The 11,841-nt window shown below is 72.3% G+C and carries 11 protein-coding genes; 7 read left to right on the top strand and 4 right to left on the bottom strand.

The features are described 5' to 3' along the window. Nucleotides 1–259: 259 nt before the first annotated feature. Nucleotides 260–1,969, bottom strand: a complete 1,710-nt coding sequence (locus AB0A74_RS28480) for an acyl-CoA dehydrogenase (protein ID WP_358254133.1) — start codon at nucleotides 1,967–1,969, stop codon at nucleotides 260–262. 131 nt (nucleotides 1,970–2,100) lie between these two features. On the opposite strand from AB0A74_RS28480, the gene AB0A74_RS28485 reads away from it, so the two are divergent. Together AB0A74_RS28485 and AB0A74_RS28490 are read left to right on the top strand one after the other, a co-directional pair. Beyond that, nucleotides 2,101–3,159, top strand: coding sequence for an exo-alpha-sialidase (locus AB0A74_RS28485; protein ID WP_358254135.1), 1,059 nt, complete (start codon nucleotides 2,101–2,103; stop codon nucleotides 3,157–3,159). Then, entirely contained in the window at nucleotides 3,160–3,444 is a 285-nt protein-coding gene (locus AB0A74_RS28490; protein WP_358254136.1) for a MoaD/ThiS family protein, read from the top strand. It begins immediately after the preceding gene. Nucleotides 3,445–3,446: 2 nt separating this feature from the next. On the opposite strand, the gene AB0A74_RS28495 is transcribed toward AB0A74_RS28490, so the two are convergent. Together AB0A74_RS28495 and AB0A74_RS28500 are read right to left on the bottom strand one after the other, a co-directional pair. Continuing rightward, nucleotides 3,447–4,262: an SWIM zinc finger family protein gene (locus AB0A74_RS28495; protein ID WP_358254138.1), complete on the bottom strand. Its 816-nt coding sequence runs from the start codon at nucleotides 4,260–4,262 to the stop codon at nucleotides 3,447–3,449. Continuing rightward, entirely contained in the window at nucleotides 4,255–7,140 is a 2,886-nt protein-coding gene (locus AB0A74_RS28500) for a DEAD/DEAH box helicase (protein WP_358254140.1), read from the bottom strand. Before AB0A74_RS28500 ends, AB0A74_RS28495 begins: the two co-directional genes overlap by 8 nt. A gap of 73 nt (nucleotides 7,141–7,213) precedes the next feature. On the opposite strand from AB0A74_RS28500, the gene AB0A74_RS28505 reads away from it, so the two are divergent. From AB0A74_RS28505 to AB0A74_RS28525, 5 genes are all read left to right on the top strand, one after another. Then, on the top strand, nucleotides 7,214–7,948 hold the full coding sequence (locus AB0A74_RS28505; RefSeq protein ID WP_358254142.1) for a hypothetical protein: 735 nt from the start codon (nucleotides 7,214–7,216) through the stop codon (nucleotides 7,946–7,948). A 7-nt stretch (nucleotides 7,949–7,955) separates the two neighbouring features. Further along, on the top strand, nucleotides 7,956–8,381 hold the full coding sequence (locus AB0A74_RS28510) for a very short patch repair endonuclease (RefSeq protein WP_358254143.1): 426 nt from the start codon (nucleotides 7,956–7,958) through the stop codon (nucleotides 8,379–8,381). Between the two features lie 220 nt (nucleotides 8,382–8,601). Beyond that, entirely contained in the window at nucleotides 8,602–9,660 is a 1,059-nt protein-coding gene (locus AB0A74_RS28515) for a DNA cytosine methyltransferase (protein ID WP_358254208.1), read from the top strand. 40 nt (nucleotides 9,661–9,700) lie between these two features. Next, on the top strand, nucleotides 9,701–10,231 hold the full coding sequence (locus tag AB0A74_RS28520) for a hypothetical protein (RefSeq protein ID WP_358254145.1): 531 nt from the start codon (nucleotides 9,701–9,703) through the stop codon (nucleotides 10,229–10,231). A 40-nt stretch (nucleotides 10,232–10,271) separates the two neighbouring features. Then, a complete protein-coding gene (locus AB0A74_RS28525) occupies nucleotides 10,272–10,538 on the top strand; it encodes a GlsB/YeaQ/YmgE family stress response membrane protein (protein WP_358254147.1) in 267 nt (88 codons plus the stop codon). 176 nt (nucleotides 10,539–10,714) lie between these two features. Here AB0A74_RS28525 and AB0A74_RS28530 read toward each other — a convergent pair whose 3' ends face one another. Then, the gene (locus tag AB0A74_RS28530) at nucleotides 10,715–11,836 is read right to left on the bottom strand and encodes a DUF2786 domain-containing protein (RefSeq protein WP_358254149.1); all 1,122 of its coding nucleotides are present in this window, start codon (nucleotides 11,834–11,836) and stop codon (nucleotides 10,715–10,717) included. Between the last annotated feature and the right edge of the window lie 5 nt (nucleotides 11,837–11,841).

Consider the following 11,841-nt stretch of genomic DNA (forward strand, 5'->3'; position numbering starts at 1 on the left):
GTTCCTCGCGAAACTTTTTCAGGCCGACCCCGGCGATCTGTGGTTGGGCTGCGCCCAGGCCGTACGGGGGACGAACCGAGGCCCTTCCTGTGGCTTGACAGCCAAGAGGAGCGCCTGCGGCGCAGAAGCGCGTGGCAGGGCGACAACGGCTGTGGCGGGAGGGAAGCCCTGGCGCGGGGGAGCCCGGCGCGGGGGAGCCCGGCGCGGGGGAGTCCGGCGCAGGGGGGAGCCCGGCGCGAGAGTAGCGGCGTAGGAGGTGCTAAGGGCGCATCTCGTAAGTGCCGGACAGTGCGGCAACTTGGTTCCACACCCGTTCGAACCGCTCGCGATCCACCACGGGCTTCCGCACCGCGCCCAACGCCCACTCCTGTTGCGCCCCGGTCGAAGAAGCCTTCCCGTGCAGTGCCACGGCCCACGCGGAGAAGTCCCGCACCAGTACGTCGAACACCTGGTCCACCACGTCGGCGTCCAACCCGGTCAGCCCGGCCTGCTCCAGCACCAGCTGCCCGTAGACCACCAGCGTGAACAGTTGCCCCAGCGTCAGCAGGAAGTCCAAGTCCTTCTGCTGCTCCGCGTCCGGTGCGGCCGTCGTCAGCAATGTTCGCAGGCCCTGCGCCTGCTGGTGGAACCGCGCCACGTTCGGCACGTGCGCGAACGCCCGGTAGGCGGCTTCCCAGTCGTGGAACCGGATCGAGCCCAGGCCGCGTGCCGGGCCCTGGTGCCAGAAGAAGTCGTCGTCCTTCGGCTCGTGGACCGTGGGCACGGCGGCGTACTCGACCGGCTGGAACAGGTACGCGGGCATGAACTTCAGCACCAGGGCCAGGTTCACGTGCACCGTGCCCTCCAGCTTGGGCAGCGCGCCGATGTCCCGGCCGGCCATCGAGAAGTACGTGTCCTTCTCGAAGCCCTTGGCCGCGATGACGTCCCAGAGCAGGTCGATCACCTGCTCGCCCTCGCTGGTCACCTTCATCTTGGTGACCGGGTTGAACAACAGGTACCGACGATCTTCCGGTGACGCCGTGCGGAAGTAGTCCACCGAACGGTCCGCGAACAGCTTCATGGCGATCAAGCGCGCGTACGCGTCCACGAAGTTCTGCCGCACGTGCGGGAACTCGGTGACCTTCTTGCCGTACAGGACCCGGTTGTGGGCGTGCGTGATCGCCTCGTAGAACGCGTGCTCCGAGATGCCGATGGACGCCGTGCACAGGTTGAACTTGCCGACGTTCACGGTGTTCAACGCCGCGCTGAACGCGTCCGCCCCGGTGTGCAGCACGTCCTGCGCCGCGACCGGGTAGTCCTCCAGCCGGAACTCGCTGACGAACATCTGCGAGTCCACGACGTTCTTGACCAACTTGTAGTTCGGGTGCGCGCTGTCCACGGCGAAGAACACGTACCCGTCCGGCCCGTCGACGTCCGCCCGCCGCCCGAACACCGACACCATGCCGGCGACGTTGCCGTTGCCGATGTAGTACTTGCCGCCGTTGGCGACGAACCCGCCGTCGCCGGTCGGCGTCAGGACCATGTCGGTGGAGTAGACGTCCGCGCCGTGCTCGCGCTCCGACAACCCGAACGCGAACACCGCGCCGCCGTCCAGCAGTTCGGCGGCCCGCTTCTTGGCGGCGGCGTTGTCGCTCATCCAGATCGGGCCGAGGCCCAGGACGGTGACCTGCCACGTGTACCAGTACTGCAGGCCGTAGAAGCCGAGGATCTCGCTCAGCGCCGCGTTGCGCGTCGCGTCCCAGCGCTTGTCCGGGTGACCGTCCGCTTCGGCGGCCGGCGTGAGGAAGGTGGCGAACAGCCTCTCCCGCGCGGCGAACTCCAGGAACTCGGCGTACCAGACCCGGGACTGGTCGTCGGCGATGAGGCGCCGCTTGCCGCGCTCCTCGAACCAGTCGATGGTGGCCCGCAGCAACCGCCTGCTCTCGGGGTCGAGGTGCGCGCCCTCGAAGCTGTTGGGATCGAACAACACCGGCCTGCTCCCTTCGTCTGGCCACGCACGTTACCAGCGGGTAACTTGCTTCGCCCGACCCCCTTCGGCGCGAAATTGTCCGACCCCGCGCGTACGGTGCTCCACGTCACACCGGCCCGTCGGAGGACGCCATGCACCTGCTCGCGATCGGCACGCGAAAGGGCCTGTGGCTCGCGACCAGCCCCGACCGCACGTCGTGGGAGGTCCGCGGGCCGTCGCTGCCCATGACGGAGGTCTACGCGGTGGCCATCGACCCGCGCGGTCCCCGCCTGCTCGCCGGGACGACCAGCCCCCACTTCGGCCCCACCGTCATGACCAGCGACGACCTGGGCGGGACGTGGCAGGAGCCCGACCACGCGCCCATCGCGTTCCCCGAGGACGGCGCTCTCGAACGGGTCTGGCAACTCGCCCTCACCCCGGACCCGGACGTCGTCTACGCGGGCACCCAACCCTCCGCCCTGTTCCGCTCCGAGGACGGCGGACGCACCTACTCGCTGGTCCAGGGCCTCTGGGACCACCCGCACCGCGAGGAGTGGGGAGCGGGGTTCGGCGGGCAGGCCATCCACACGGTCCTGCCGCACCCCGCGGACCCCGACCGGCTCACCGTGGCCATGTCCACCGGCGGCGTCTACCGCACGTCCGACGGCGGCAGCACGTGGACGGCGAGCAACAAGGGCGTGCAGGCGTACTTCCTGCCCGACCCGTACCCGGAGTTCGGCCAGTGCGTCCACAAGATCGCCCGCCACCCGTCCACACCGGACCGCCTGTACCTGCAGAACCACCACGGCGTGTACCGCTCGTCGGACGGCGGCGCGACCTGGGACTGGATCGCCGACGGCCTGCCGTCGGACTTCGGCTTCCCCATCGTCGTCCACCCGCACCGGCCCGAGGTGGTCTACAACTTCCCGCTCGTCGCCGACGCCGAGCGCTTCCCGCCCGGCGGGCGGTGCGCGGTCCACCGCTCCGAGGACGGCGGCGACACGTGGACACCCCTGCGCGCCGGCCTGCCCGACGGCTTCTGGACCGCCGTGATGCGGGACGCGATGTGCACGGACACCGCGACCCCCGCCGGCGTCTACTTCGGCTCCCGCTCGGGCTCGGTCTACGCCAGCGCCGACGAGGGCGAGTCCTGGCACCGGGTCGTCGAACACCTGCCCGACGTCGTCTGCGTGCGCGCGGCGGAGGTGTAGGTGAAGGTCACCGTCCTCCTGCCCGGCGTCCTGCGCCCGGCCGCCGCCAACCAGTCGAGCCTCGAACTGGACCTGCCCGAACCGGCCACCCTGGGCGCGGTCCTGGACGAGCTGTCCAACCGCTACCCCCTCCTGGACCGCCGCCTGCGCGACGAACGCTCAACCCTGCGCCGCTACGTGAACTTCTACGTGGACGGCGAGGAATGCCGCCGCCTAGACGGGCCCGGCACGGTCCTGCGCCCGAACGCGGAGATCCGCATCCTCCCGTCCGTGGCGGGCGGCTGACCTCAGCCGCCCAGCCTCCGGTACAGCGGCCGGAGCTCGTCGGTGAGCGACCGCCCGCGGACCGTCAGCGGTCCCAGGCGGTCCAGGATCGCGTCGGGGTGGTGGGCGACCGGCTCGTCCGGGTCCGGCACCGGCTCCGCCGCGGGTCGCCGCCAGAACACGGCCAGCGAGTCCTCCAACGCCGGCAACCCGTCGTCCGCGGCCACCGCGGCGGGCATCGGCGCGCGCAGCTCGCGCAACCGCTCCAGCAGGTCCTCCCGCCCGCGCCCCCGCCACGCCAGGATCTCGAACGGGTCCGCGTCGAACGACTCCGCCAGCAGGTAGCAGGCCGCCGCCAGGTGCTTGCACGGCACCTCCCAGTCCGGGCAGGTGCAGTCCATCGACATCTCGCGCATCGACGCCGGGAACAGCGTCAACCCCAGGCCCGCGAACAGCTCCTCGATCTCGGCGGGCATCTCGCCGGCCAGCAGCTTCGCCGCGAACACCGCCCGGTCGGCCAACGCCCGCTCGATGCGCACCCAGTCCTCGTCGGAGAACTTCCGCACCCCGATCCGCGCCCGGTACGGCTCGGGCCGCGACCCCATCACCAGCGCCACCACCACGCTGGTCGACAGCGACAGCGACATCACCTGCCCGGTCCGCGCGTAGGTCCGCCCGCGCGCGAGCCGCCCGCCCATCCCGAACGACTCCAGCACCTCGATGAACCGCCGCGACCACCAGGTCCGCGCGATGTCGCCGCGCTTGCTGCGCAGCGTCAACCCGCCCTCGACCCGGATCGGGCGCGCGGCGGGCGGCCGTTCCCCGTGCCAGTCACTCACCGACGGCCTCCCCGGACAACGCGAACAGCTCCCGCAGGTCCGCCGTGGACAGCTCGGTCAACCAGTCCTCGCCGGCGCCCACGACCAGCCGCGCCAGCCCGCGCTTCTCCTCGATCATCCGGTCGATCCGGTCCTCCACGGTCCCCACGCACACGAACTTGCGCACCTGCACGTGCGACCGCTGCCCGATCCGGAACGCCCGGTCGGTCGCCTGGTCCTCCACGGCCGGGTTCCACCACCGGTCCAGGTGGATCACGTGGTTGGCCGCGGTCAGGTTCAGGCCCGTCCCGCCGGCCTTGAGCGACAGCACGAAGATCGACGGCCCGTCGGCCTCCTGGAACCGCCGCACCATCTCGTCGCGCGCCTTCGCGGGCGTCCCGCCGTGCAGGAACAGCACCTCGGTGTCGAACCGCGCCGCCAGGTGCGGCACGACCAACGCGCCGAACTGCGTGAACTGGGTGAAGCACAACGCCTTGTCACCGTCGGCCAGCGCTTCCTCCAGCACCTCCTCCAGCCGCGCGAGCTTCCCCGACCGCCCCGCCACGCGCGACCCGTCGCCGAGCAGCTGCGCCGGGTGGTTGCAGACCTGCTTGAGCCGCGACATCGTCGCCAACACCAGGCCCTTGCGCTTGATGCCCTCCGCCTCGGCGATGCGGGCGAACATGTCGTCCAGCACCGCCTGGTAGAGCGTCGCCTGCTCGGTGGTCAGCGTGCAGAGCTGCTTGACCTCGATCTTGTCCGGCAGGTCGCTGATGATCCGCGGGTCGGTCTTGAGCCGGCGCAGCACGAACGGCCTGGTCACGCGCCTGAGCCGGACGGCCGCGCCCTCGTCGTGGTGCCGCTCGACGGGCACGGCGTAGCGGGCGCGGAAGGTGTTGACCGTCCCCAGGACGCCGGGGTTGACGAAGTCCATGATCGACCACAGCTCGGCGAGCCGGTTCTCCACCGGCGTGCCGGTCAACGCCACCCGGTGCCGCGCGGGCAGCGCCCGGACCGCCTGGGACTGCCGGGTGGCGCTGTTCTTGACGTTCTGCGCCTCGTCCAGCACCACGCGGTCCCACTGCACGCCGGCCAGCGCCTCGGCGTCGCGCGTGGCCACCGCGTAGGTCGTGATCACCAGGTCATGGCCCGCGGTCAGCGCCGCCGCGACCCGGTCGCCGCCGTGGTGCACGTGGACCTTCAGGCCGGGCGTGAACCGTTCGGCCTCGCGCTGCCAGTTGCCGACCACGGACATCGGGCAGATCAGCAGGGTCGGCGGGCGGCGGCCGTGCTGCCGCGCGTACGCCTCCAACGCCAGCAGCTGCACGGTCTTGCCCAGCCCCATGTCGTCGGCCAGGCACGCCCCGAGCCCCAACCGGTCCAGGAAGACCAGCCACGACAGCCCGCGCAGCTGGTACGGCCGCAGCACCGCGGTCAGCCCTTCCGGCGGGTCCACCGGGTCCAGGCGCTGTTCCGCCTCACCGGACAGCAGGTCGCCCAGCCACCCGTCCGCGTGCACGGCCGTGACCGGCAGCGGCAGGTCGGGGTCGTCCTGCGCCGAGATCCGCAGCACCTGCCCGGCGGTCATCCGCCCGCTGCCCAGCACCGCCAGCCCCTCGGCCAGCCGCTTGCGGTCCAGGTGCACCCACTGGCCGCGCACCCGCACCAGCGGCGCCTTCGCCTTGGCCAGCGCGGACAGCTCGGCCTCGGTGAGCTTCTCGTCGCCCAGCGCGAGGTCCCAGCGGTAGTCCAGCACCGCCTTCATGCCCAGCTCGCTCTCCTTGGCCACGACCCCGGCCGCGCCGCGCGTGGTGGCGGTCAGCGAGAGGCCGATCCGGCGCGGGTGCCGCCACCACGACGGCAGCATGACCCCGAACCCGGCCTCGGCCAGCAGCGACGCGCGGGTCAGGAAGTCGTAAGCGCCCTCCAGGTCCAGGTCCAGCGCGACGGGATCGCGTTCGGCCAACGCGCGGTCCAGCGGCGGGAACACCTTGGACGCCCGCCCCAGGTCGCCCAACAGCACTTCCTCGGGCCGTGCCACCCAACGCCGCAACACGGCGTCGTGGCGCCACACGTCCTTCGCGGGCACCAGAACGCTCGGCTCGTCCACGACCTGGAGCAGGAACTCCAGCCGCCAGCCCTCCTGGTCCGGCCCGCCCTGGTCGGGGGAGGCGAGCCGGAAGCACGTCCGCACGACCTGCGACCGCTCCGCCCGCCACGCCTCGACGGCGTTGACCAGCGCGGCGTCGTGGGGGCGGACGCCCCGGCCGGTCAGCGCGGTCAACCACCGCCCGACGACACCGGTCCCGGCCACCTCGACGCCCCGCAGGCGTTCGCGGACTTCCTTGTCCACCAACGAGTCCAGCACGGCGTCCAGCGGATCCCCGACGTCCCGCACGGCGCGGAACGCGGGCGGCATGGCGTCCCGCAGCCGCGCCAGCCGCAGCCGTTCCGGGGCGGCCCGCCAGCGCGCGTCGCCGCCGGGCAGCACGCGTCCCCGCGCGACCAGGTCCCGGGCGAACTCCACGACCTCGGCCAGGTAGCGGGCGGACGCGCCCAACCGGCACTCGGGCGGCGCGTCGGGCGGCTCGTCCAGCCACACCACCGGCACGCGCCAGGCGCGCAGCCGCACCGCGCCGCGCCGGACCGGGGGCTTGGCCAGCGGGTCGCGCACCAGTTCCGGCGACTCGACCGGTCCCGAGGCGTAGGAGGGCAGGCGGACGACCAGTTCGCCGTGCTTGCCGTCGAGCAGGGTCGCGAGGTCCGCGCCGGCCACCGCGAACGGGTGCGGCACGGGCGATTTCGGCAGCCGCGAGCCGACCTTCACCGGGAGCCGGGCGTCCTCGGCCCACACGGCCGTCCGCCCGTCGGTCGCGCACAGCCCGTGGAGCACCAACACGGGCTCGACTCTAGGCGGTCCGCGACCTGCGCGTTCCCCGGGACTGTCGGTGGTCGTCCGTACCCTCGCTGTCATGACGATCACCGCGATGGACGTGCGCCGGACCTTCAACGTCACCCAGGAGACCCGGTTCCGGTTCAACGGCTGGTTCCGCGACCGGACACCGCTGGTGGAGCGGGTGATGTCCCACGACACCTCGGCCGTCCTGCGGGTCACCCCCGAGGACGTGCGGGCGGTGTGCCCCGGCGTGCCCAGGACCGGTCCGCCGCCCGACGTCGCCGAGATCCGGGCGTGGCGGCCGGAGTTCCCGTTCACCCACGTGGCGCACCACGTGGTCGAGCGGCTGGGCCGATTACCCGGCTGGGACGAGTTCCGCGAGTTCTGCGAGACCGACGAGGCGACCCGGGCGATGCTGTGGACGCCCGCCAGCGAGGCCATCGCCTCGACCACCGACCGCGCGGGGGCGCGCGGGGCCATGCGGCACAAGGTGGTCACGGAGTTCGTGGGGTTCCTGCGGTACTTGTCCGTGATCGCGCACCTGCGCCACGCGGGGCTGGACGTGCGCGTGCACCCGTTGGCGGACCTGGTGTTCGACGTGGACGCCTGGGTGGAGCGGTTGATCCTCAACCCGCGCGGCGGCGGGCAACGCTCGTCCCGCCTGCTCGTGCACGCGATGCCGCCGTTCTTCTTCCACGACCTGGGGCTCAAGGAGTTTGAGCAGGTGGGCGCGGTGCCGCTGCCCACGCGCCGCGACCTGGACCGCGCGGTGCGGAGCCTGCGCGGGGTGCTCTACCCCGATGCACCATGATGGCCGCGTGCCGAACCTCCCGACCACGTCGGACGTCAGCGCGCGGATGAGCAGGCAGCGGTCCCGCGACACCGGGATCGAGGTGGCGCTGCGCCGGGAACTGCACCGCCTGGGCCTGCGCTACCGCGTCCACCGCCGCCCGGTGCGGGCCGTGCGGCGGGAGGCGGACGTCGTGTTCGGCCCGGCGAAGGTCGCGGTGTTCGTGGACGGCTGCTTCTGGCACGGCTGCCCGGACCACGGCACGTGGCCCAAGCGCAACAGCGACTTCTGGCGCACGAAGATCGAGTCCAACCAGGCCCGCGACGTGAACACGGACAAGGTGCTGGCGGAAGCCGGCTGGCTGTCCATCCGCGTCTGGGAACACGAGGACCCGGCGACCGCGGCAGCGAAGATCCACGCCACCATCCAGTCCCGCCGCTCTCCCCGCGCCTGATCCACCCCGGCGCGCCCACGTCCCATTGCGCGCCGGAGCGGACCCCTGGCCTTCCGCCGGCGTGAGCCGCCCGGTTCCCCGCCGGCGTGAGCAGCCCCGGTTCCCCGCCGGCGTGAGCAGCCCCGGTTCCCCGCCGGCGTGAGTCGCCTCCGGTTCCCGTGCCGGCGTGTCGATGTCGGGCGCGCGCAACAGGCCGGCTAGCCTGGCCCCCGTGCTCACCATGATCGACCTGTTCGCCGGCTGCGGTGGCATGACCTCCGGCTTCACCGCCGCGGGCGGCTACCGCCCGGTGATGGCGGTCGAGTGGGACCTGCACGCCGCCGCCACCTACGCCGCGAACTTCGGCGAGGACCACATGACCTGGTCCGACATCGCCGCCATCCCCAACCGCGCGATCCCCCGCGTCGACGTGATCGTGGGCGGCCCGCCGTGCCAGGGCTTCTCCAACCTGGGCAGCCGCGACGTCAACGACCCCCGCAACTCGCTGTGGCGCGAGTACCTGCGGTTCGTGCGCAAGGCCAAGCCCAAGGTCTTCGTCATCGAGAACGTCGACCGCTTCCTCACCTCCACCGAGTTCGCCCTGCTGCAAGCCGAGACCCAGGACTACGAACTCAGCGCAGGCCTGCTGCTCGCCGCCGACTTCGGCGTGCCCCAGCGCCGACGCCGCGCCATCGTCATCGGGTCCCGCGTCGGCCGCATCCCGCTGCCGACCCCGACCCACCCGAAGACCCGCTGGCACACCGTCCGCGACGTCCTCACCGGCCTCCCGGACCGCCCCCGCACCACCGCGCTGCCCGGTTCCCGGGTCGAGTTCTTCGGCGTCGAGCTGCCCGGCCGGCACAAGAGCCCGGACCTGCACATCGGCCGCAACCCGACCCCGCTGTCGCTGGAGCGCTACCGCAACATCCCGCCCGGCGGCGGTCGCTTCGACCTCCCGGACCACCTCCTCCCCAGGTGCTGGCGGGAGAAGAAGACCGGCACCACCGACGTGATGGGCCGGATGCGCTGGGACGAGCCGTCCCTGACCATCCGCACCGAGTTCTACAAGCCCGAGAAGGGCCGCTACCTGCACCCCGAGCACGACCGGCCGATCACCCACCTGGAAGCCGCGCGGCTGCAGTCCTTCCCCGACGACTTCGAGTGGTGCGGCACCAAGATCGAGGTGGCCCGCCAGATCGGCAACGCGGTCCCGCCCACCCTCGCGCGCGCCATCGCCAACCACCTCAAAAGCCATCTGACCAGCGGTTACGCCCTCACTTCGAACTGCCCGCTCTGCTGATACGCCTGGACTGTCGTACCCCGGTCCTAGCGTGATCGACATGACGACGACCACGTACGAAACCCAGACCCGCATCGGCACCACGAGCTACCGCCTGCGCGCGGCGGCCGACCCGGACCTGGTCATGGAACTGACCGGCACGGACACCTCAGGGGCCATGGTGGCCCAAGGGACGCTGAGACTGCCGTTGGACGCCGGCGCCACGGTGGGCAGGCTCTTGGCGCAGGTCCTCGACGCCCTGGGCAGGCTGGGCGCACCCCCACCCCGCTCACCCCGCTCCCGCCCGGCCAACGCCAACCTGCCCTGGACCGACGCCCTCGACGCCGACCTGCGCGCCACCTGGCTGAACGCCGGCCCGGACACCCCGACCACCGACCTGATCCGCACCCTGGCCCGAGACCACCAACGCTCCGCCACGTCCATCCGAGCCCGCCTGGCCAGGATCGGCTGCGACCCGGACGTCCCTGGCCGGCCGCTGTCCCCGGAGGCGGCGGCGGTGCTGGGAGTTCAGGGTCGGGCTCAGGGGGGTCTCAGGGGAGAACCCGATTCGCCGGGGGGAGGTGTCGAGTGATGCTCAAGGTGACGGCGCACCATCGAGGAGGGGACCTCACGTGGAGATCACCGGCATCATCTCGGCCCTGTTCATCGGCATCGCGATCGGCGGCCTGGGCCGCCTGGTCGTCCCGGGCAGGCAACACATCTCCCTGCTGATGACGATGCTGGTCGGCATAGCGGCGGCCCTGGTCGGCACCTTCGCGGCGTCGCTCATCGGCGTGGCCGACACGGGCGGCATCGACTGGATCGAACTGGCCCTCCAAGTAGCCCTGGCCGGCGCAGGCGTAACAGCCCTGTCCCGCCGCCCGAAGGCCCGCCACTGACCCGCTGACCACCGAGGCCCCACAACGCGCTGGGCCGGCCACCACCGGCCCAGCGCACCCCGCGCCGGCCGCTGCCATTCGGCGCGCTCCTCGCCGGCCGCTGCCGGCCCGGCGCGCTCCTCGCCGGCCGCTGACAGTCGGCGCGCTGCTCGGCGACCTCGGCGCTACCGGCGATCTCAGGGGCGGTTGATGTCCAGGTCGGCTCGGTTGGCCGCCGCACGGCCCGCGTTCCAGCCCGCCTCGCTGCGAACAGGAGTGGACTTCGAGACCGTCTTCGTGAACAACGTGGTGAACAGCTGGTCCACCGCCCGCTTGCGTTCCGCGAGCACGGGCAACAGCCGGTCGTCGTCGGCCGGGGGTTCGTTCGCCGCCTTCAAGCGCTCGCCCACCCGGTGCGCGTACGACAGCAAGAACGACTTCCGGTAAGCCAACGACCTCGCCTCGTCGCCCTTGCGCGCCCCGTCGCCGGCGGCCACCATCGCGCGGGTCGCCTGGACGAGCAGGGAGGCCGACAGCAGCTCCACGATCTCCAGGTCCAGTTCCTCGCCCACCAGCGCCACGAAGCCCAGGTCGTACACGACGGCGCGGCACCGGTTCGCCTCCGCCACCACGTGCACGATCTGCGCCTTGCCGTCGAAGTACCGCTTGTCCAACCACACCCGGCGGGACGCGGTGGTCGCCGACTCGGTCGGCATCCGCTCCAACGCGTGCCGCGTCACCAGCTCCTGCGCCTTGGCCGACAACGCCTCCGCCTCCTCGGGGAACGCCGTCGACTCCGCCTTCGCCAGCAACCCCCGCACCCGCTTGAGCACCTTCGGGTCCACGTGGTGGTGGGTGACCTCGGACAGCGGCGTCCCCGGCGCGGGCACGATCCGCGGCAGCACGGGCAGCGACGTCAACGCCGACAGCGCCGCCACGACCACCGCCACGGCCTCGTCCAGCAGCTCGATGTGCCGGGTCGCCCACTGCGACAGGTACGGCTCCGCCGGGTCCCACCACACGACCGCGCCGATCGACGCCGCCTGCTCCACCCACTCCGGGTGCAGCGACCGGTACCCGGCCAACGTCCGCGCCACCGCGTCGACCACCACCGACTCGGCCCGCGGCTCCGCACCGCGCCGCACGACCTCGACCACGTCGACCGGCAGCCACCCGTGCTCCCACAACCCGATCAGCACGCGATCCAGGACGTCGCGCGCCGCGGCGTCCACTTCGGCCGCCGGCCGACCGCCGGTGCGCGGCAGCGGGGCACGCCGGTTCGTCGCCGCCCGGAGGATCGCGTCGCGCAGGTTGTCCACGATCG

It is taken from the genome of Saccharothrix sp. NPDC042600 (assembly GCF_040647305.1).
Classification (GTDB): domain Bacteria; phylum Actinomycetota; class Actinomycetes; order Mycobacteriales; family Pseudonocardiaceae; genus Actinosynnema; species Actinosynnema mutabilis.